This is a genomic window from Stenotrophomonas sp. Ste96 (assembly GCF_024519495.1).
Taxonomy (GTDB): Bacteria; Pseudomonadota; Gammaproteobacteria; order Xanthomonadales; family Xanthomonadaceae; genus Stenotrophomonas; species Stenotrophomonas bentonitica_A.
Map to the genome: position 1 here is coordinate 24577 of NZ_JALJRX010000003.1, position 20768 is coordinate 45344.

Consider the following 20768-nt stretch of genomic DNA (forward strand, 5'->3'; position numbering starts at 1 on the left):
GATGCCACGGCGGCTCCGTCGGTCAGAAGCGGAGGGTGCTGCGCGCCTTGAGCAGTTCGCGCAGCTCGTACTTGTCAGTATCGTCCAGACCCTGCTGGCTCTGCTTTGCCTGAAGCTCATCCAGACGTTGCATCAGCAGCTGTTTCTCCAGCTGGGCCACGGCGTCATGCAGTTCCTGGGTCCACATCGCCTCGTCGCCGGGCAGGGTCTGTGCGGCCAGCTTGTGCAGCGCGTCCTGTTCCTCGCGCCCGTCGAAGTGCTCCAGCAGCGCGCCGGTGCTGATGTCCGGGCGCTGCTCGACCAGGGTCAGCAGTTCGGTCAGCAGTTCGATGCCGGGCAGGCGCAGGCCGGTGAAGTGGTGGCCTTCCAGGGTCATCGCCAGCGAGGGCTGCTGCAGCAGGATCGCGATGGCCGCACGCACCAGGCTGCGGCGCTGTGCCGGTGCGACCGCGCGCTGTGGCGGCCGCGAAGGAGCCGCGGATGCGCTGGGCTTGGCACCCAGTCCGGTCAGCGTGGTCAGCTGCTGCTTCATCAGGTCGCCGAAGGCGCCATCGGGAATCTGCGCCAGCATCGGCTTGGCCCGCTCGGCCAGGCGTGCCTTGCCGTCAAGCGTGCCCATGTTTACCTCACGGGTGAGCTCATCGAAGAAGAACTGCGACAGCGGCGTGGCCTGCTGCAGGCGGGCATCGAAGCCCTCGCGGCCTTCCTTGCGCACGATCGTGTCCGGGTCCTCGCCGTCGGGCAGGAACAGGAAGAATGCCTGGCGGCCGTCCTTCATGCGCGGCAGCACCGACTCCAGCGCACGCCAGCCGGCGCGACGGCCGGCGGCATCGCCGTCGAAGCAGAAGAACACGTCCGGCGCGTTGCGGAACAGCAGCTCGGCGTGGTCCGGCGTGGTCGCCGTGCCCAGCGTGGCCACTGCCTGGGTAACCCCGAACTGGAACAGCGAGACCACGTCCATGTAGCCCTCGACGACGATCAGCCGCTCGATCTTCTGGTTGGCCTGGCGTACCTGCCACAGGCCGTACAGCTCGCGCCCCTTGTGGAACAGCGCGGTCTCGGGCGAGTTGAGGTACTTCGGGCCGTCGTCCTTCTCCATCACGCGGCCGCCGTAGGCGATCACGCGGCCACGGCGGTCGAAGATCGGGAACATGACGCGGTCGCGGAACTTGTCGTAGACGTGGCCGCGGTCGTTCTTGGAGAACAGGCCGGCGCGGTCGAGCAGCTTCATCCGGCGCTCGTCCTTGCCCAGCGCGTCCTTCAACGCGCTGTAGCCGTCCGGTGCGTAACCGATGGCGAAGCGCTCGCGGTTCTCTTCATCGACACCGCGCTGGTCCAGGTAGGCGCGCGCCTTGTCGCTGCCCTTCAGCGCGGTCTGGAAGAAGCGTGTGGCCGCATCCAGGGCCGAGTACAGATCGCGGCTGTCGTCCTGCTGCTGGGCGGTGCGCGGCTGGGTATCGCGCGGCACTTCCATGCCCACGCGCTTGGCCAGCTCATCGACCGCGTCGAGAAACTCGAGGCGGTCGTAATTCATCAGGAAGCTGATCGCCGTGCCATGCGCGCCGCAGCCGAAGCAGTGATAGAACTGCTTGGTCGGCGAGACCGTGAACGAGGCCGAGCGCTCGTCATGGAACGGGCACCGTGCGGCGTATTCCTTGCCCTGGCGCTTCAACGGCACGCGGCTGCCCACCACCTCGACAATGTCGGAGCGGGCCAGCAGGTCGTCGATGAATGCGTCGGGGATACGGGCCATGGGCAGCAGGCGGGGGCATGGCCGGTCACGGCCACGCGCGGAAGCGGGGGTGCCGCTAGTCTACTAGCTGCCGGCCGTTTCGCCCGGTTTCGGCGGCGCGACACCGGCCTGGGCGAGGACGGCATGGGCGCGCAGGCGCTCATCGATCACCGAGGTCATCAGTGCACCGACGAAGAACACCACGGTGGCGTAGTAGATCCACACCAGCGAGATCACCAGGGCGCCCATCGAGCCATACGCGCTGCCCGGTGCGACGGTGGCGATGTACAGGCCGATGCCATAACGGCCCAGCGCGAACAACGCCGAGGTGATCGCACCGCCGATGAAGGCCTGTCGCCACGCCACGCGGCGGTCGGGCAGGTAGTGGTAGAGGAAGGCGAAGCCCACCGTGTACAGCGCCAGGCTGGTGAGATAGCCGATCGCCGGCAGGACCGAGGGCAGGTGCGCGAAGACCACCTGCAGCATGGTGGTGGCGGTCATCGACAGGATCAGCAGGAAGCCCAGCGCCAGGACCACGCCGAAGGAGAACACGCGCTTGCGCAGCCACGCCACGATCCCATCCAGGCGCTCGCCGCTGGTGTTGAAGATCAGATTCAGGGCGTTCTGCAGCTGGGCGAACACCGCCGTGGCGCCGATGAACAGCAACAAGGTGCTCCAGACCCCCGCCAGCGTGCCGATGTCCGGCTGGTTGTTGGCGTTGCTGAGCACGGTTTCGGCCACCGAGGCGGCACTGGTGCCGGCCACATCGTTGATCTGGCCCAGCAGCGCCTGCTGCGCCGGGGGATACAGCGAGGCCGTCAGCCACAGCAGCAGGACCAGCAGCGGCGCCATCGAGAGCAGGGCATAGAAGGCCAGCGCGGCGGCCTGGGTCATCACGTCCGCATCGATGAAACGGCGCACCAGTACGGCGGGAAAGCTCTTCTCCAGCCGCGCCATGTGCTTGCGGACCTTGGACAGGGAGGGGCTCGGTTGGTGCATGGACGGCGTCGGGTCGGGAGCGAGGCCCCTGTTCTAGCAAATGCCCGGGGTGCGCCGGGTGAAGCGGTCCGGTCACGGCGTGACCTTGACGGATATCGCGCTATCCTTTTTCCCGGTTTTCCACCTTCACAGCAGAAAGGACGCTTCATGAAAGGAATGGTCTACACGACGATGGCGCTGTTGGCGGCCGCAGGTCCGGCGATGGCGGCCGGGGCCTGCGACAAGGCCTTCAAGACGGTAGGGGACGCGCGCAACGGTGCGCTTTACATGGCCGATGTCACCGTACCGGGCCTGAAGGTGCAGAGCGCGCTGGACCAGTTGCGCAAGATTGGCGGCGATGACGAATTCGAAGTCGCCGGTCAGCTGGTGCAGGGCGATACCGGCGACCAGTACCTGATCCAGCGCAAAGGGCTGCGCACCCCGCTGGTACTGGTGGGCACCGCCGACCGTACCGGTCGGGTCACCCTGGCGACCAAGCTGGCCCGGGGGCAGTCGGTCGAGCCGGCGGCGGCCAAGCAGTCAATGTGCGGGATGCTGGACAAGCTCAAGGCGGGCAGCCAGGGCGACGCGGTTGCTGCAGCGGGACGCACCCAGTACCCGATGCCGGCCATGGAGGCCGTGGCGGCACCGGATCTGTCCAAGATGATGGGCAAGGAAGTCAAAGACACGATGGCCCTGTACCGCAGTGCCGGTGCCTTCAAGGACCTGATGCTGGGTACCACCACCAACAAGGAAGACAAGGGCGACCGCTCGGCCACGTTCCTGCCGCTGTACGCCAAGTATGTGGGGCGGCGCTACCAGATCGATGGCCAGATCTATACCGTCAATCCCAACACGTACTCGACCAAGCCTGGTGACATCGGCTCGATCAACTATCTGGTCACGCCAACCCGCGGCCTGCTGCGCGTCCGCCAGAGCGACAGCTACAACAACAACAACTACACCATCCGCTGCGAATTCGCGTCCGACCAGGCCGCCAACTTCACCATGCTGCGCGAGCGCGACTGGGCCAAGCTGGAAGGCGAGATCAGTTCGATCGAGGAAAGCTCGATGACACTGCGCAATTGCCGCCAGGCCTCCTGACAGCGGACCTGCTGAAACTGAAAAGGCCCGCGAAATGCGGGCCTTTTCATCGGCGGCGTGGCGGCGGGATCAGCCGGCCAGCTGCTGCTTGACCAGCTTGGACACCAGGCCCATGTCGGCCTGGCCGGCCAGGCGCGGCTTGAGCGCGCCCATCAGCTTGCCGATGTCGGCCGGGGTGGTCGCGCCGGTTTCGGCGATGGCGGCCTGGATGGCGGCCACGATCTCGGCTTCGCCCAGCTTGGCCGGCAGGTACTGGTCGATGACCACGATTTCCTCGCGCTCGATCACGGCCAGGTCTTCGCGACCGGCGGCCTCGAACTGGGTGACCGAGTCCTTGCGCTGCTTGACCATCTTTTCCAGCACGGCGAGCACGGCGGCGTCGTCCAGCTCGATGCGCTCATCGACTTCGCGCTGCTTGATCGCGGCGTTCATCAGGCGGATCACGCCCAGGCGGTGCTTCTCGCCGGCCTTCATGGCGGCCTTCATGTCATCGGTGAGCTGCTGCTTCAGGCTCATGGGAACACCTCGTGTCGGTGGAAATGGGAAGCGGGGCGCCGAAGCGCTGGAACGCAAAAAGCCGGTAACGCTCGCGCGTTCCGGCTTCGGCTCCGTCACGACAGGCCAGGGCCCGCCGTATCGAAGTTGCGTCCGATCAGTACAGGCGCTGACGCTTGGTAACGTCGCGCGACGAACGGCGCAGCTGACGCTTCACAGCAGCGGCAGCCTTACGCTTACGCTCCTGGGTCGGCTTTTCATAGAACTCGCGCTTGCGGGTTTCGGCCAGCACGCCGGCCTTTTCGCAGGTGCGCTTGAAGCGACGGAGCGCAAACTCGAAGGGCTCGTTCTCGCGGACTTTAACGCTGGGCATGGAATCTCCGGGACACAGTAGAACCGGGTCACGCCCGGTGAGAGCCGCACATTATAGCGGCGAGAAAAGAAGTTGCAACCCACCCCGGCGAACTTCTTGGCCACGGGTAATGCTGAGACAGGCCAGCGTACGTCTGCCGGGGCCTGAAGAGGTCCATAATACCCGTTATGCGAGTCCTTGGTATCGAATCTTCCTGCGATGAGACCGGCGTGGCGGTGTATGACACCTCCCTGTCCGGGATCGACGCCCTGCGCGCCCACGCGGTCTACAGCCAGATCGCCCTTCACGCCGAGTACGGCGGGGTGGTGCCCGAGCTGGCCAGCCGCGACCACGTGCGCAAGCTGCTGCCGCTGATCCGCCAGACCCTGGCCGACGCCGGCATGACCGTGGCCGACATCGACGGGGTGGCCTACACGGCCGGCCCCGGCCTGGTCGGCGCGCTGCTGGTCGGGGCGGGCGTGGCCCGTTCGCTGGCCTGGGCGCTGGAGGTGCCGGCGGTCGGGGTCCACCATATGGAAGGGCATCTGCTGGCCCCGCTGATGGAAGACGACCCGCCGCAGGCGCCGTTCGTGGCCCTGCTGGTGTCCGGCGGGCATACCCAGCTGGTGGCGGTGGACCGGATCGGCCAGTACCGCCTGCTCGGCGAAACCCTGGACGACGCCGCCGGCGAGGCCTTCGACAAGACCGCCAAGCTGATGGGCCTGCCGTACCCCGGTGGCCCGCAGCTGGCGGCCCTGGCCGAGCGCGGCACGCCGGGCCGGTTCAAGTTCACCCGGCCGATGACCGATCGCCCCGGGCTGGATTTCAGCTTCTCCGGGTTGAAGACCCAGGTCCTGCTGGCCTGGCGCGACAGCGACCAGAGCGAGCAGACCCGCGCCGACATCGCGCGCGGTTTTGAAGATGCGGTGGTCGACACCCTGGCGATCAAGTGCGAACGCGCGCTGGATGCGGCGGGCACCGATGTGATCGTGGTGGCTGGCGGCGTCGGGGCCAACAAGCGCCTGCGCGCCAAGCTGCAGCAGATGGCCGCCCGCCGCGGTGGCCGCGCCTGCTTCCCGCGCCCGGCGCTGTGCACCGACAACGGCGCGATGATCGCCTTCGCCGGCGCCCTGCGTCTGGAAGCGGGCCAGCACACCCCGCCGCAGGTGCAGGTCACCCCACGTTGGGACATGGCGACGCTGCCGGCGGTGTGAGGTTGGCCGAGCGTCGGCAACGACTCAGACCGGCCTCCGCTTCAGCAATGATGTCACCGACTCATGCCGGTTCATCCACCGCTCGATATGGGCGCAGCGCATCTGGACGATTCGTCCAATCGTGGCCAGATCCAGCGCAAGGTCACGCGCGAAGATCGGTTCGTGATGCGCAATCCGGTTGCGCAGCTGCCTCACCTGTTCGAGGTTGCCGTGCAGCTGCGCGCGCACAAGGTGCCCGGGTACGTCCGGATCCGCGCCTGGAAGGACGCGCCTCAGGGTCTTGGACCATAGCGTCGAATCGTTGGGTAAACAGGTGCTGCCAGAACGCGAATCTCAACGAGGCGATAACGGCCGCCGTTGACGTGTGCTTCGACGCTGCGCGGCGCAACTCTTCGCGCGCGTTGTAGCGCGCTGTGCCGCCGGGAAGACTGGTACGGAACCCTTCCTGCCATGGCCAGAGTGCACCATGCTGCTGGGCTACCGCTTCAGCCACCGCATTGCGGATGACGACCTCGCAGGTATGGAGCGGCAGTAAAAACGCGCCGCTGACCCTCATGTTCCATCGATACAGCTCGAATGGATGGGTGCGAAGTCGGGCGTGTGCGATGGCTCCTTCATACGTTGTCATGCGTGCTGCGGAGAATGAGCGGTGAATCAGGTGCTGATCGCGCACGTCAGAGCTTTGCGGGGTCCATGGGCCTCCACCGTAGAGGGTGGCTGTCGCGCGCGGTATCAGGGAAGTCGGTCAGTCGTGGCAGGTTTGATCTATCGAAAACACTTATCGGATCAATGATCTACCGAGTTCCAAGGGGGCTGAGCACTACGTCATAAATCCGGATTCAGACCGTTGACCCTATTTGGCAACACCGGTACCGTTGCCGCGTGTGCCACCGGGATCAGCTGATGGGTAAGCCCATCTCCCCCGGGGACAGTGGTGGTAAGCAAAGGGTCCCGCGCGGGGCCCTTTGTCTTTTCCGGCACCAGCGCGGACGCCCGCCGACCCCGATTCCCGGCACATTCCGGACAGCCCCGTTACCATGGTCGCCATCTTCCACGTGGCATGGCTATGGACAAGGTATTCATCGAGGGGCTCGAGATCGATGCCCTGATCGGGATCTACGACTGGGAACGGCGGATCCGCCAGACCCTGCGTTTCGATCTGGAAATGGGCTTCGACAACCGCCGTCCGGCGGCCAGCGACGACATCGCCGATACCCTCAATTACAAAGCCGTGAGCAAGCGCATCGAGCAGTTCGTGCGTGACTCGGACTATGGCCTGGTCGAAACCCTGGCCGAGCGCATCGCCGAGATCGTGCTGCGTGAATTCAAGGTGCAATGGCTGCGCCTGAAGCTCAGCAAGCCCGGCGCGGTGCGCGGTGCGCGCGCGGTCGGCGTGATCATCGAGCGCAGCGCGCAGGACCTGGCAACGCCCTGATACCCCGATTAGGAGATCGATACACGATGTTGGATGCGGTAGTGGCAACCCGATGGCTGGACGGTGTCCAGCAGACCCTGGAACCCTGGCCCTGGGCTTACACCCTGCTGGTGCTGGCAGCGCTGGCCCTGGCGGCCTGGCTGGCCAACTTCGTCACCAAGAAGATCCTGCTGCGCGGCCTGCGCAAGCTGGTCAGCCGCCTGCCTGGCCATAGCGCCGGCAATGAAGGCGGCAACAACCTGCGGGTGATTTCGCGGTTGTCCAACGTGGTGCCGAGCATGGTCATCGCCGCCGGCATCCGGATCGTGCCGGACCTGCCGCCGGAGCTGGTGGCGTTCGTGATCGGCGCCTGCCGGGCGTGGGCGGTGCTGACCGTGGCGCTGGCCGTCTCGCATGCGCTCGATGCCGCCAACGATCTGTACGAGCGGCGCCCGGATGCGCGCAACAAGCCGATCAAGGGCTACCTGCAGGTCGTGAAGATCATCGTCTTCGTGATCGCCGGCCTGTCGATCGTGGCGACCCTGCTGGGCGTGAAGCTCGGCCCGCTGGTGACCGGCCTGGGTGCGGCCACCGCGGTGCTGATGCTGATCTTCCAGGACACCATCCTCTCGTTGGTGGCCAGCGTGCAGATCAGCGGCGATGGCCGGGTGCGGCTGGGCGACTGGATCGAGATGCCGAGCCAGAACGCTGATGGTGACGTGATCGATATCGCGCTGCACACCATCACCGTGCAGAACTTCGACAAGACCATCACCACCATCCCGACCAAGAAGCTGGTGACCGAGTCGTTCAAGAACTGGCGTGGCATGCAGGAAGCGGGTGGGCGCCGGATCAAGCGCTCGCTGTACCTGGACCAGCACAGTGTCGGCTTCGTCGATGCGCCGATGCTGGCCGAGCTGGAGCAGTTCGCGGTGCTGGGCGATTACCTGCGCGGCAAGCAGGCCGAGCTGCAGCAGTACAACGCCGACCTGCAGGCCAAGGGCGTGGCCGCCGTGAACGCGCGCCGGGTGACCAACCTGGGCACCTTCCGCGCCTATGTCGAGCGCTACCTGCAGCACCATCCGGGCATCCATACCGAAATGACCCTGCTGGTACGGCAGCTGCAGCCCACCACCCAGGGCCTGCCGCTGGAGATCTACTGCTTCACCCGCAGCACGGCGTGGGCCGAGTACGAGGGCGTGCAGTCGGACGTGTTCGATCACCTGCTGGCGATCCTCCCGGCCTTCGGGCTGCGGGTTTTCCAGGAATCCAGCGACGCCATGTTGATGGCGGGGCAGCAGCGCCTGGCCGCTGCGGAGTAAGCTCCTGTGCCCCCGTCGCTGCCCGTGCGGTGGCGGGGGTCTTCCCTCCGGGAAGAAAAATGAACGCAAAAGTCATTCACAACGGCCTCGGGAACGCTAGAATCCCGGGCTTGTAAACGTTTTCATAAGGACAGCCGGTGGCCGCCGATCGTATCGAAACCCTCATTGCCCAGATGACCGTCGAAGAAAAAGTCGGCCAGCTGGGTGTGTTCGCCGACATGGTCCGCCCGTTCGCGCCGGATGTGAATCCGGAAGCCAACGTCAGCAATGCCGACCAGGTGCTGCAGCAGGTGCGCGAGGGCAAGGTGGGCTCGCTGTTCAATGGCGTGGGCGTGGAAGCCGGCCGCCGCATCCAGCAGGTCGCGCTGGAAGAAAGCCGCCTGAAGATTCCGGTCATCCTGGCCGCGGACGTGATCCACGGCATGCGCACCGTATTCCCGATCCCGCTGGGCGAGGCCGCCAGCTTCGAGCCGGACCTGGCCGAGCGCACCGCCCGCGCCACCGCGGTGGAAGCGACGGCAGCCGGTCTGCATTGGACCTATGCGCCGGCCGTGGATATCGCCCGCGACCAGCGCTGGGGCCGTGGCGCCGAGGGCGCCGGTGAAGACGTGGTGCTGGGCTGTGCGTTCGCCGCCGCCCGCGTGCGCGGTTTCCAGGGCCCGGACCTGCGCGCCGCCGATGCCCTGCTGGCCACCCCGAAGCATTTCGCCGCCTACGGCGCGGTGATGGCCGGCATGGAATACAACATGGTCGACATCTCGCCGCAGACCCTGCGCGACGTGCACCTGCCGCCGTTCAAGGCCGCTTTCGAAGCCGGTGCCCTGACCGTGATGTCCTCCTTCAACGACATCAACGGCGTGCCGGCCAGCGCCAATGCCGAGCTGTTGACCGACATCCTGCGCGGGGAGTGGAAGTTCCCGGGCGTGGTGATCTCCGACTACACCGCCGACATGGAACTGGTCGCGCACGGCTACGCCGCCGATGACCGCGACGCCACCGCCAAGGCCTTCACCGCCGGCCTGGACCTGAGCATGCAGAGCGGCTTCTATGCCGAACACCTGCCGGGCCTGATCGAGAGCGGCGAAGTCCCGATGGCCACGCTGGACGAGTCGGTGCGCCGCATCCTGCGCCTGAAGGAAGCGATCGGCCTGTTCGACGACCCGTACCGTTCGCTGGATCTGGCGCGCGAAGCGGACACCTCGCATATCGCCGCGCATGACGAACTCTCGCGCGATGCCGCGCGCCGTTCGATCGTGCTGCTCAAGAACGCCGAGTCGGTGCTGCCGCTGAAGAAGGCTGGGCAGAAGATCGCGCTGATCGGGCCGTTCGTGCAGGATCGCGACAACATCGAAGGCTGCTGGACGCTGTTCGGCGACAAGTCGCGCTACGTCACCCTGGAAGCCGGCGTACGCGCGGCGATCAGCGATGAAGCACTGCTGGAAATCGTGCCGGGCTGTGATCTGGAAGCCGCCGTGCAGGACGGCATCGAACAGGCCGTGGCCGCCGCGCTGCGTGCCGACGTGGTGGTGCTGGCCCTGGGCGAACCGCAGCGTTACAGCGGTGAGGCGCAGTCGCGCGTGGAGATCACGTTGCCGCCGGCACAGCTGGCGCTGGCCGAAGCGGTGGCGATGACCGGCAAGCCGCTGGTCGTGCTGCTGCGCAATGGCCGCGCGCTGGCCCTGCAGGGGGCGGTGCGCAATGCCCATGCCGTGGCGATCACCTGGTACCTGGGCACCCAGACCGGGCACGCCGTGGCCGATGTGCTGTTCGGCGATTACAACCCGTCCGGCCGCCTGCCGGTGAGCTTCCCGCAGGTGTCGGGCCAGCAGCCGTATTTCTACAACCACCCGCGCACCGGTCGCCCGGAACTGCCGACCATGTCGGAGTTCAAGGCCCGCTGGCGCGAAATTCCGAACGAGCCGGCATACGCGTTCGGCCACGGCATGGGCTACACCACCTTCGCCTATGGCGTGCCGCAGCTGAGCAACGCGCAGCTGGGCTGGGACGACACCCTGACCATCACCACCACGCTGACCAATACCGGTGCGGTGGCAGGTGAGGAAGTGGTGCAGCTGTATATCCACGATCGCGTGGCCAGCCGCGTGCGGCCGGTGCGCGAGCTGAAGGGCTTCGACAAGATCGCGCTGCAGCCGGGCCAGAGCACCGAGGTGACCTTCACCCTGGATCGCCATGCACTGGGCTTCACCGGCCGCGATGGCGTGTTCCGCGCCGAGCCGGGCCAGTTCGAGCTGTGGGTGTGCGCCTCGTCGGTCAGCGGCGAGCCGGTGATCTTCGAGCTGCTGGCTGCCTGAGCCGGCCTCGCTTCACCCGGTAGTGCCGGCCAGCGGCCGGCACTACCGTATCCATCATCGGCGGCTGACGTTCCGGCGGGTACGCTGGCTCCCCGTGAAACCGATGGAGCCACCCATGCGCCTGTCCCGTACTCCTTTGTTGCTGGCCTTGGCCAGCCCGCTGTGGCTGGCCGCCTGCAGCCCGTCGTCGCCGCCGCCGGCTGACACCGCCGCTGCGGATCCCGCCCAGGGCCCGGCCACCGCCATTCCCGAAGGCCGCCCGACGCCGGGTGACACCGTGCCGTCCTCGGGCCTGTCGCCGGATGCGGTCACGGCCGGCAGCCCCGCGCCGGATGCCGACGCGCCTTCCGCTGGCGGTGCCACGACACCTGCTGCGGACGCCGCCGCCACACCTGCCGCGCCGAACAGCGCTGGCACCGGCGATGTCCGCCAACGCATCGATCAGGTGCTTGGCGACGCGGCCCAGTACGAAGCTGTGTTCAATGCCTTCCAGAAGGCGGTCAACGGCGGCGATCGCGCGGCCGTGGTCGAGGAAGTGCGCTTCCCGTTGAACATCGCCAATGGCGCCAGGATCACCGGCCCCGGCGAGTTCCAGCGCAACTACGAGCGCATCCTGACCCCGGCCGTGCGCAAGGCCATCGCCGCGCAGAAGTTCGACGACGTCATGGTCAACCAGCAGGGCGTGATGATCGGCGACGGCCAGGTCTGGCTCAACGGCGCGTGCCTGGATCAGGCGTGCAGCCGCACCGAGGTCAAGGTCGTAACCATCCAGTAAGCACGTGCAGCGCTTGAACGCGCGTTGAGGTGTGCAGGCTGCCGGCGATGCGCCGGCAGCCTGTCTGGCTCAGGCTTTCGGCGTGAGCTTGAGCAGCTTGCCGTTGCTGCCGTCTTCGAGCAGCCAGATCGCGCCATCCGGACCCTGTTCGATCTCGCGGATGCGCTCGCCCATGTCGAAGCGCTCGGCCTCGCGGGCGTTGTCGCCATCGAAGGCCACGCGCACCAGCGCCTTGGAGGACAGGCCCCCGATGAAGCCACTGCCGTCCCACTTGGGGAACTGTTTGCCGTTGTAGATGATGAAACCGGCCGGCGAGATCACCGGGGTCCAGGTCACCTTGGGCGCGGCGAATTCCGGGCGGGTGGAATGGTCGGGAATGTCGCGGCCGTCGTAGTGATTGCCGTTGGAGACGATCGGATAGCCGTAGTTGGCCCCGCGCTCGATCAGATTCAGCTCATCGCCGCCGGCCGGGCCCATCTCATGCACCCACAGCTTGCCGCGCGCATCGAAGGCGATGCCCAGCGCATTGCGGTGGCCGAGCGACCACACCTGCGCGGCCACGCCGCCCTGCGAGGCGAACGGGTTGTCGGCGGGCACGCTGCCGTCGTCATTGAGGCGGACCAGCTTGCCGAGGTTGCCGCCCATGTCCTGGGCCGGATCGAACTTCTGGCGCTCGCTGGACGTGATCCACAGCTTGCCGTCCGGACCGAACGCGAGGCGATGGCCGTAATGCCCCTTGCCGCTCACTTTCGGGGTCTGGCGCCAGATCACCTTGAGGTCTTCCAGCGTGCCGCTGCCATCGGCCGCCAGCGCCAGCCGCGCACGGGCAACCGCAGCGCCACGGGTATCACCGTCGCCTTCTTCGGCGTAGCTGAGATAGATCCACTGGTTCTTCGCGAAGTCCGGGTGCGGCAGCACATCGCCGAAGCCGCCCTGGCCGCCGTAGGCGACGTCCGGGACGCCGGTGATGGTGGCGGTTTTGCGGGTCTGCACGTTGAAGTGCTTCAGCGCGCCTTTCTTCTCGGTGACCAGCAGGCTGCCGTCGGGCAGGAAACTCATCGCCCAGGGCTCGTTGAAGCGGGCGAATTCGGTGGCGGCGAACGGCCACTGCGCTTTTTCCACGGCCGGGGCGGCGGCCTTGTCGGCAGCAACACAGGCGGTGGTGAACAGGACGGGGGTGAGGCTGATGGCGAGGGTAAGCAAGAGCTTGCGGGTCATGGAAGTCTCCGTCGGGGAGGCGATGGCCAACCCCTGTTGTACACCATGCCCATCAACGCCGCGTGGACCAGAGGTACTGCCCACACGACAACGGCGACCCGAGGGCCGCCGCTGGTGGTGAATCGGGGAGTGCGCGTCAGGTGCCGCGCGGTACGCCCTTGTCCAGGTGCGCCTGGCGCAGCGCGGTGGACTCATCCCAGCCGCGGCGCACCGCATTGCGGGCCTGTTCCCAGCTCAGCTTGCTCTGGCCATGTTCCTGCGCCCAGCGGGCCTGCAGCTCGGCTTCCACTTCTTCATACGCGCGGATCATGTCGTCAGCGCGGGTGCGATGGCCGAGCTGGTAGGCCGGCTCGTAGTCATCGAAGAACTGGTTGTTGTCATAGTACGGTTCGCTTGGAAAGCGCTCACGCCAGTAATCCGATACGGCCTGGCGCGGGACACCGTCTTCCGGCACCCGGCCGGGAATCTGATAGTCAGTGCTCATGTGTTGGCTCCGGTTGGGTGAGGCTTCACCGTATCCAAAGCCGGGTTAACGCCATGGACCGGCGAGGTGAATGACACATCAAGTGCCATTCACCTGCACACCTGCACCCCTGCTCAGGCTTGGTGATCGCGGCGCGGGAATTTATAGATGACCGCGCCTACCGCAAAGGCGATGCCTGCCGCCGCGATGTTCTGCCAGCTCGCGCTGGCGAACAAGCCCAGGCACAACAGCAGTGCGAGGATCGGGATCAGCGGTCCGCCGGGCAGCTTCAACGCGCCAGGGCGATCACGGAACCGGCGCGCCAGCACCAGCACCGCCGCGGCCGTGCCGATGTAGGCGAACAGGCGCGTGGTCATCGACAGCAGCGCCAGCTGCACGAACGAACCGGACAGGGCCAGCGCCAGGGCGATCAGTCCCTGCGCGATGATCGCCGCCGCCGGGGTGCGGAAGCGCGGATGCACCTGCGCCAGGATCTTCGGCCCGTAGCCATCGCGCGCCAACGCAAACAGGAAGCGCGGACCCATCATCATCGTGTTGCTGTTGGTGCCGAGGATGGAGATCGTTGCGCCCACGGTGAGGATCAGGGCGAGGGTGAGCCCGCCGAAGCTGGCGGCGGCATCGGCCAGCGGCGTCGGCGAACTGGCCAGCCCGGCCAGCGTGCCCTGTGCGATGAACTGCACCGCGCCGTAGATCACGGTGACGGTGATGATCATGGTGATCAGGGCGAAGGGAATATCGCGGCGCGGGTTCTTGTACTCACCGGCAGCGGCCGGGATGTTTTCGAAACCGGCATAGGCATACAGCAGCAGGAGTGCTGCTTCGCCCATGCGCTGCAGATCGTGTGGGTCAGGGCGTACGCCGGAGAAGGCCAGGTCGGTATCCACGTAGAACGCGCCGATCGCCACGAACAGCACCAGCGGCAGCAGCTTGCCGATCACCAGGATCACACCGGTACGCGCGGCCGAGCGCACCCCGGCCACGTTCACCGCGGTGAGGAAGCCCAGCGAGACCACGATGACCGCGATACGGCCGATGTCATGCCCGGCCCAGGGCCAGAACCGCGCGACCGCATCGGCCAGTGCGTTGCTGAGCGCCGCCGCCGAGCTGATGCGGGTGAGCCAGATCATCCAGCCGATCTCGAACCCGGCAAACCGGCCGAATGCCTCGCGCGCATACAGATAGCTGCCGCCGGGCTCGTCGAAGTAGCTGGCCGCCTGCGCATAGCAGAGCACCAGCAGGGCGACCACGATGCCCGCCGCGACCACCCCCCACAGGCTGAAAGGACCGAGCAGGGCGACGGTGGCCGCCGGCAGCAGGTAGATGCCACTGCCGATCACATCGTTGATCGAAAGGCCGACGATCTGCCAGCGGCTGACCGCGCGTTCGAGTTGCGGGTCGGGCGGCGCGGTGCTCAATGCACGCTCCCGGCCAGCACGGGCAGCTGCCAGTCGGCCTGCAGGCGCTGGTATTCCGCGCGCGGCAACAGTACGAAGCGCGGCCGCGCGCTGGCGTCCAGCCAGGCCAGCAGCGTGGTCATGCGCGCCGGGTCCATCGCGGTGCAGCCGGCGGTCGCCTCACCGGGTGTGCGCCACAGGTGGGCGAAGATGCAGCTGCCACGGCCGGGCGTCGCTTTCGGGTTGTGCTCGATGACGAAGCCTTCGCGGTAGCGCACGTCGCCCTTGTTGTGCAGGTCCAGCCGCATCGGCTCGGTCGAGCCTTCCACCGCATCGGCACCGACCACCTCGGCATCGACGATACGGTTGTAGTACGGCGAGTCCGGCACATCCATGCAGTAACTGGTGTCGCGCATCGCCTGATAGGGCAGGCCGCTGGTGACGCCGCGCGCATAGCCGAAGGCCGGGCCGATCGCGAAGATGCCGGCCGGGCTGCGGCCATCGCCTTCCTGCTTCCGTGGCGTCCCGGACTGGGCCGGGTGCAGCCCGTCGCCCCATGCGCTGCCGCTGCGGCCCACGGCGACATCGAAGGCGGCGCCGTGCGGCTGCCAGCCCTTCGCGGTGCGCTCGAAGGCCTGCAGCTTGCCCTGGGTGGCATCCCAGCCCTCGGTGGTGACCACGACCAGCTGCGTGCTGCCCTCCAGCGCGGCGGCGAACACGGGGGCGGCGATGACCAGCATCACGGCGGCGGTGACGGAGCGGAACAGCGGCATCATCGTGGCGGACTCCAGGATCAGCTGTCGATCAAATGTTCGATCCGTTCCAGGTTCACCCCGAGCTGGCGGTGGCGGTCCGGGTTGGCGTGGCACAGCAGGACGAAGACGAAATCCAGCAGCGCCTGCAGAGAAGAACGGTACAGCAGTTGCGCCACGTGCGGCGCCGGGTCATGCGCGCACAGCACCAGGCTGGCATCGGCATGGGCGCGCAACGGGTTGGCGCTGTGGCGGGTGATCGACACCACCTTGCCGCCCATGTCCTGGAATTGGCGCGACAGCTGGAACAGCTGTGGCAGCTTGCCGAATTCGGAGAACACCAGCATCGCGTCCCCGGGCCGTGCGGCCGAGAGGTTGGCCATCATCAGGATCGGGTCGGCGTGGTGCACGGTAAGCATGCCCAGCAGCGACAGGCGCATGGCGAATTCGCGGGCGTACAGGCCGTCATCGCCCAGGCCGTAGACGAACACCTTGGGCGCGCCATCGATCAGCTGCACGATCGCTTCGATGTCGGCCTGGGGATTGGCCAGCCAGGTTTCTTCCTCGGCGGCGGCCTTGCTCACGCGCAGGCGCTCGGCGATCTGGGTGTAGTCGTTGGCGGCCTCTGGGAGCGGCGGGCGGCTGTGCGGGTCGCTGCCGGCGCGGGCGACGGCCTCGCCGATGGAGTACTTGAGGTCCGGATAGCCCTTGAAGCCCAGTTTCTGGCTGAACTTGACCACGCTGGACTGGCTGATGCCCAAGGCGCTGGCCAGCTGCTGGGAGGAGTAATCGCGCAGGAGGTGGGCGTTGTCGAGGATGAAGTCGGCGATGCGGCGTTCGATCGCCGACATGTGGTCACGCTCGGAGCGGATTTTCACCAGGGGCGGCATGGGGAGGGCGTCAGATCCGGTAGAGCCACCCCATGGGTGGCTGCGGCAGGTGGGATTGCGCGAACGGCAGCCACGCATGGCGTGGCTCTACCGTAGGCGACAGGCGAGGCGGATACAACGGTCACCACCGCCGCGGCGTGATCATCTCCAGCCCACGCACCTCGGTGATGCCCAACCCGGGCGCATCGCTGATGGTGATCTCCGATTCGTTGAAGTTTACCCCGCCGGTCACCGGGTTGAACTGGCCCAGCGACGGCCCATCCAGATCCACCTTGGTGATGATGTCGCTCTTGGCGACGGCCAGGTGCACGGCGGCGGCCACGGAGATGCTCGATTCGATCATGCAGCCGATCATGCATGGCACGCCGTAGATCGCGGCGATATCGGCGATGCGGATCGCATTGGAGAGGCCGCCGGTCTTCATCAGCTTGATGTTGATGATGTCGGCCGCGCGCTGCTGGATCAGGTCGAACACCTGGCCGGGATTGAACACGCTCTCATCGGCCATCACCGGGGTGTTGACCCGGTCGGTGACGTACTTCAGGCCGCTGATGTCGGCGGCCTTCACCGGCTGCTCCAGCAGTTCCAGCACCACGCCGGCCTCTTCCAGCGCCCGCATCGCGTGCACGGCCTGCTTGGCGGTCCAGCCCTGGTTGGCATCCAGGCGCAGCAGGGCGCGGCCCTGCACCGCGGCGTGGATCGCCTTGACCCGCTCGATATCCAGGCCGATGTCCTTGCCGACCTTGATCTTCAGCGACTCGAAGCCGCGCTCGATCGCCGAGAGCGAGTCGGCCACCATCTTGTCGATGTAGTCCACGCTGATGGTGATGTCGGTGGTGATCACCGGGTCGCCGCCACCCAGCATCCGGTACAGCGGCGCGTTGTGCAGCTGCGCCCACAGATCGTAGACCGCGATCTCCACCGCCGCCTTGGCGCTGGTGTTGCGTTCCATCGAGGTCTGGATCAGGCCGCAGAGCCGGTTGAGGTTGGCCACGTCCTCGCCGATCAGGCGCGGTTTGATGAAGCCGTCGATGGCCTCGATGATCGAGCCGTGCGTGTCGCCGGTGATCACCGCCGTGGCCGGCGCTTCACCGTAGCCGGTATGGCCGCTGTCGGTGCGGATCAGCACGACCACGTCTTCGACGGTGTCCACGGTGCGCAGCGCGGTCTTGAACGGGGTCTTCAACGGCACGCGCAGCATGCCGAGTTCGATGTCGGTGATCTTCATTCAGGGGGTCTGTGGCCGAAGGCGCTGGATGTTGGTGATGCGGTCGATGTAGCTCACGGTATCGCTGGCCATCATCGGCTCCAGCGGAGTGACCGACACGCCGTTGAGGTGGGCCTGCACGCGCTTGCCATCCGCGCCGATCCAGCCACCGCCGGCGGTATCGTGGATCAGCCAGGTGCGGCCGTCGATGTGGCCGATCGCCATCATCACGTGGCCGGGGATGTAGACCAGGTCGCCGACCTGCAGCTGCTGGACGGCCGTGTCGCGCGTGGATTTCCCGTCCTTCGCGCTGAAGGCGATGCGGTCCAGCGCCGGGCTGACCGCCTGTGCGCTGGTATTGCGGGGCATCAACACGCCGACGCTGCGGTAGATCTCAGAGACGAAGCCACTGCAGTCGCGGGCGTCGTAGTCGTGGCCCCAGCCGTAGCGCTCGCCGAGGAACTTGAAGGCCTGGGTCAGCAGCGTCCGCGGGGTCAAAGGCAGATAGTCGTCGGCGGTGTCCTGCGAGCGCGGCAGCAGTGCCGGCACCAGTGACAGGCGGCCATCGGCCTCGCGCACCGGCAACTGCACCACATGCGCGGCGTGCGCCTGCTGGCCGTTGACGGTCTTCTCCAGCGGCCAGTCGGCGATCACCGGCAGGCGCACGCCCATGTCCAGCTGCAGCCGCGACACGCGCGGCTCCTCCGGCGTGTACGCGGTGAACGCGGTGGCCCCGGTGACCACCCGGTACGGGCCATGCTGGCCGTAGCCGAGCACGGTGTCGGCGTCGCCGATGCCGACGAAGCGCTTCTCGATCCACGCCGAGTAGCGTTCGCTGGTGATGAACAGCCAGCGCCCGTCAGCGCTTTCATGCAGCACCGCCACCGCGTCGCCGGGGAACAGCGCAGACTCCTGGAAGCGGTCGATGTCGGTGTCGCCCTGGCTGCTGAACACCCGCAGCGCGGTCGGGAACGCGCGCAGCGCGGCGCGATGGGTGACCAGGCCATACTGCAGCGGGCGCTGCGCCGGAACCGCAACGAGTGCCAGGTTGGCCAGGGTCTCGCTGCGCTGCCGGTCGCTGATGGTCTTGCCATCCTGGCCGTACAAGGTGCGCTCGGGCCACCTGGAGAGCGATTGGATGCTGCCCAGCACCTGCTCGCGCGGCAGCTGCGCCGGCAACGCGCGCAGATCGTGGATCGAGGTGTCCTCGGCACGCATGCGGGCGTTCTGTGCGTCGATACCGGCGCGATCGAGGATCACGCGGTCCGGATCGGGCAGGCGGTCGGCCCAGAAGCCGGGCGCGAGATAGGCCTCGCGCAGGGCGATCACCCCGCCGAAGTCGGCGCCGGGTGCGGCACGCGGCGCCTCGGCCCAGGCAGGTGCCAGCGTGGCCGCAAGGACCGCCGCCAGCACGGCGCGCGACAGCCAGCGGGACCGCGCGGGGCGGTGGGGGGAAGCCTGGATCATCACGCGGTCACCCTCCTCGGAAGCGTCAGGAATATTTATTCCTTTTTTCGGCGAAAGCAAGAATAAATTATTGACCGGCTATCAGGCCCGTGTTACACAGCGATTACCCCACCCGCACCTTGGGAAGTGTCGCCGTGGATCCTGTGATGCGCAAACCGCGATTGCCTCTGCCTGCTGTCTGGTGCCTGTGCGCTGGTCTGCTGGCGATGCCGTGGGGGCTGGCCGCTGCGCCGGTCGCGCTGCCGACGGTGATCGCCGGCATCGACCGCGGTGCGTTCGCGCAGGCCGAGGCCGACATCGCTGCGGCGTTGCAGGATCCGAGCCTGTCGGATGCCGAGCGTCAGGCCTATGCCTTCGAGCGCGAGCGGATGCGCCGCATGCGACTGGACTTCACCCTGGACGCGGCGGCGGCCAAGGCGCAGCTGCGCAAGCAGATTCCCGACCTTCACGAGGACGAATTCGCGCGCTGGGATTCTGCCGGCCTGATCGAACACCTGGATATCGATGGCCAGCGCCGCTATTTCAAGCGCGCGCCGTCCAACCTGTTCCGGATCAGCGCCGAGGCGCGCGCCCGGCGGGCACCCGGGGTCCCGCTGCCGAAGGAGGGCCCCTATGAGCATCTGCACCCGCACCATGAGGAGATCGTCGCGGCCGCCCGTGCTACGGGCGCGACCAGCCTGGTGCCGCGCCGCATCGAGGTGACCCAGTCGCTGGTGGTCAAGCCCGATGCCGTGCCGGCCGGGGAAACCATCCGCGCATGGATTCCCTACCCGCGTGCCATCGCCGGCCAGCAGGAAGACATCACCTGGGTCGCGAGTACGCCTGCCGGCGCGCAGGTGGCGCCTGACAGTGCGTTGCAACGCACCGCCTACCTGGAACGCAAGGCGGTGGCCGGCACCCCGACCGAGTTCCAGATCCGTTACGCGGTCACCGTGTACGCGCGCCACATCACGATCGATCCTGCCAGGGTCCAGCCCACGCCGGACGACCCGGCGCTGAAGCCGTACCTCGCCGAGCAGGCGCCGCACGTGGTGTTTACCCCGGCGTTGCGCGCGTTCTCGCAGCAGGTGGTCGGCACCGAAACCGATCCCTTCCAGATCGTCCAGAAGCTGTTCGACGCCGTGGACCGGATTCCATGGGCCGGCGCCCGCGAGTACGCCACGATCTCCAACATCAGCGACTACGCGCTGCACGCCGGTCACGCCGATTGCGGGCAGCAGACGCTGCTGCTGATCGCGCTGTTGCGCCTGAACGGCATCCCCGCGCGCTGGCAGTCGGGCATGGTTTATTCCGACGATGCGGTCGGCTACAACAACCTGCATGACTGGGGCGCGGTGTACCTGGCGCCCTACGGCTGGGTACCGATGGATGTCACCACCGGGCGCCTGGACAGCCCGCAGCCCGCGCTGCGCGATTTCTATCTGGGTGGGCTGGATGCCTATCGCATCGCCTTCAACGACGACTACGCCCAGCCACTGGTGCCGGCCAAGCAGCACTTCCGGTCGGACACGGTGGATTCCCAGCGCGGCGAGGCCGAATGGTCCGGCGGCAACCTGTATTTCGATCAATGGAACTACGACGTCCAGTCGCACGTGGTGCCACTGGAGGCCAAGCGGTAAACGGCGGTATCCACGATTCCACATCTGCAGGAGAGAGCA

19 protein-coding genes are annotated in these 20768 nt (G+C 67.0%); 7 read left to right on the forward strand and 12 right to left on the reverse strand.

Annotated elements, in window-relative coordinates; all coding sequences use genetic code 11:
- Window positions 1–22: 22 nt before the first annotated feature.
- Entirely contained in the window at window positions 23–1753 is a 1731-nt protein-coding gene (gene dnaG, locus OC373_RS09445; protein WP_019185985.1) for a DNA primase, read from the reverse strand.
- Window positions 1754–1816: 63 nt separating this feature from the next.
- A complete protein-coding gene (locus OC373_RS09450) occupies window positions 1817–2731 on the reverse strand; it encodes a YihY/virulence factor BrkB family protein (protein ID WP_019185984.1) in 915 nt (304 codons plus the stop codon).
- Between the two features lie 147 nt (window positions 2732–2878).
- On the opposite strand from OC373_RS09450, the gene OC373_RS09455 reads away from it, so the two are divergent.
- Window positions 2879–3814 (forward strand): hypothetical protein, encoded by a 936-nt coding sequence (locus tag OC373_RS09455; protein ID WP_235318883.1) that lies wholly within the window; start codon window positions 2879–2881, stop codon window positions 3812–3814.
- Window positions 3815–3883: 69 nt separating this feature from the next.
- On the opposite strand, the gene OC373_RS09460 is transcribed toward OC373_RS09455, so the two are convergent.
- Both OC373_RS09460 and rpsU read right to left on the reverse strand, forming a co-directional pair.
- Window positions 3884–4330, reverse strand: a complete 447-nt coding sequence (locus OC373_RS09460) for a GatB/YqeY domain-containing protein (RefSeq protein WP_070426478.1) — start codon at window positions 4328–4330, stop codon at window positions 3884–3886.
- A 136-nt stretch (window positions 4331–4466) separates the two neighbouring features.
- Entirely contained in the window at window positions 4467–4682 is a 216-nt protein-coding gene (gene rpsU / locus OC373_RS09465; RefSeq protein ID WP_002808376.1) for a 30S ribosomal protein S21, read from the reverse strand.
- Between the two features lie 167 nt (window positions 4683–4849).
- On the opposite strand from rpsU, the gene tsaD reads away from it, so the two are divergent.
- Window positions 4850–5875 carry a tRNA (adenosine(37)-N6)-threonylcarbamoyltransferase complex transferase subunit TsaD gene (gene tsaD, locus OC373_RS09470; protein ID WP_070426479.1) on the forward strand — a complete coding sequence of 342 codons (1026 nt, stop codon included), beginning with the start codon at window positions 4850–4852 and terminating at the stop codon, window positions 5873–5875.
- 24 nt (window positions 5876–5899) lie between these two features.
- Here the strand turns inward: tsaD and OC373_RS09475 are convergent, their stop codons facing one another.
- Window positions 5900–6103 carry a hypothetical protein gene (locus OC373_RS09475; RefSeq protein ID WP_261997574.1) on the reverse strand — a complete coding sequence of 68 codons (204 nt, stop codon included), beginning with the start codon at window positions 6101–6103 and terminating at the stop codon, window positions 5900–5902.
- Window positions 6104–6941: 838 nt separating this feature from the next.
- On the opposite strand from OC373_RS09475, the gene folB reads away from it, so the two are divergent.
- The 4 genes from folB to OC373_RS09495 all read left to right on the forward strand — a co-directional run bounded on the left by folB (window position 6942) and on the right by OC373_RS09495 (window position 11698).
- Complete coding sequence (folB, locus tag OC373_RS09480; protein ID WP_019185979.1) at window positions 6942–7310, forward strand: dihydroneopterin aldolase; 369 nt, start codon at window positions 6942–6944, stop codon at window positions 7308–7310.
- Window positions 7311–7336: 26 nt separating this feature from the next.
- Window positions 7337–8611 carry a mechanosensitive ion channel family protein gene (locus tag OC373_RS09485; RefSeq protein ID WP_261997575.1) on the forward strand — a complete coding sequence of 425 codons (1275 nt, stop codon included), beginning with the start codon at window positions 7337–7339 and terminating at the stop codon, window positions 8609–8611.
- 137 nt (window positions 8612–8748) lie between these two features.
- A complete protein-coding gene (locus tag OC373_RS09490) occupies window positions 8749–10923 on the forward strand; it encodes a glycoside hydrolase family 3 N-terminal domain-containing protein (protein WP_070426483.1) in 2175 nt (724 codons plus the stop codon).
- A gap of 115 nt (window positions 10924–11038) precedes the next feature.
- A complete protein-coding gene (locus OC373_RS09495) occupies window positions 11039–11698 on the forward strand; it encodes a hypothetical protein (RefSeq protein ID WP_315985456.1) in 660 nt (219 codons plus the stop codon).
- Window positions 11699–11767: 69 nt separating this feature from the next.
- Here OC373_RS09495 and OC373_RS09500 read toward each other — a convergent pair whose 3' ends face one another.
- The 7 genes from OC373_RS09500 to OC373_RS09530 all read right to left on the reverse strand — a co-directional run bounded on the left by OC373_RS09500 (window position 11768) and on the right by OC373_RS09530 (window position 19110).
- Entirely contained in the window at window positions 11768–12916 is a 1149-nt protein-coding gene (locus tag OC373_RS09500; RefSeq protein ID WP_070426484.1) for a PQQ-dependent sugar dehydrogenase, read from the reverse strand.
- Window positions 12917–13052: 136 nt separating this feature from the next.
- Window positions 13053–13400, reverse strand: coding sequence for a hypothetical protein (locus OC373_RS09505; RefSeq protein ID WP_019185974.1), 348 nt, complete (start codon window positions 13398–13400; stop codon window positions 13053–13055).
- A 113-nt stretch (window positions 13401–13513) separates the two neighbouring features.
- A complete protein-coding gene (locus tag OC373_RS09510; protein WP_070426485.1) occupies window positions 13514–14815 on the reverse strand; it encodes an amino acid permease in 1302 nt (433 codons plus the stop codon).
- Window positions 14812–15570: a L,D-transpeptidase family protein gene (locus OC373_RS09515; RefSeq protein WP_261997576.1), complete on the reverse strand. Its 759-nt coding sequence runs from the start codon at window positions 15568–15570 to the stop codon at window positions 14812–14814. The genes OC373_RS09510 and OC373_RS09515 overlap by 4 nt, the downstream gene beginning before the upstream one ends.
- A 17-nt stretch (window positions 15571–15587) precedes the next feature.
- Window positions 15588–16436: a MurR/RpiR family transcriptional regulator gene (locus tag OC373_RS09520; RefSeq protein WP_019185971.1), complete on the reverse strand. Its 849-nt coding sequence runs from the start codon at window positions 16434–16436 to the stop codon at window positions 15588–15590.
- A gap of 121 nt (window positions 16437–16557) precedes the next feature.
- On the reverse strand, window positions 16558–17664 hold the full coding sequence (locus tag OC373_RS09525; RefSeq protein ID WP_019185970.1) for a dipeptide epimerase: 1107 nt from the start codon (window positions 17662–17664) through the stop codon (window positions 16558–16560).
- Window positions 17665–19110, reverse strand: a complete 1446-nt coding sequence (locus OC373_RS09530; RefSeq protein ID WP_261997577.1) for an SH3 domain-containing protein — start codon at window positions 19108–19110, stop codon at window positions 17665–17667. It lies immediately after the preceding gene.
- A gap of 134 nt (window positions 19111–19244) precedes the next feature.
- Here OC373_RS09530 and OC373_RS09535 point away from each other — a divergent pair, with 134 nt between their 5' ends.
- Complete coding sequence (locus tag OC373_RS09535) at window positions 19245–20729, forward strand: transglutaminase domain-containing protein (protein WP_261997578.1); 1485 nt, start codon at window positions 19245–19247, stop codon at window positions 20727–20729.
- Window positions 20730–20768: the final 39 nt, after the last annotated feature.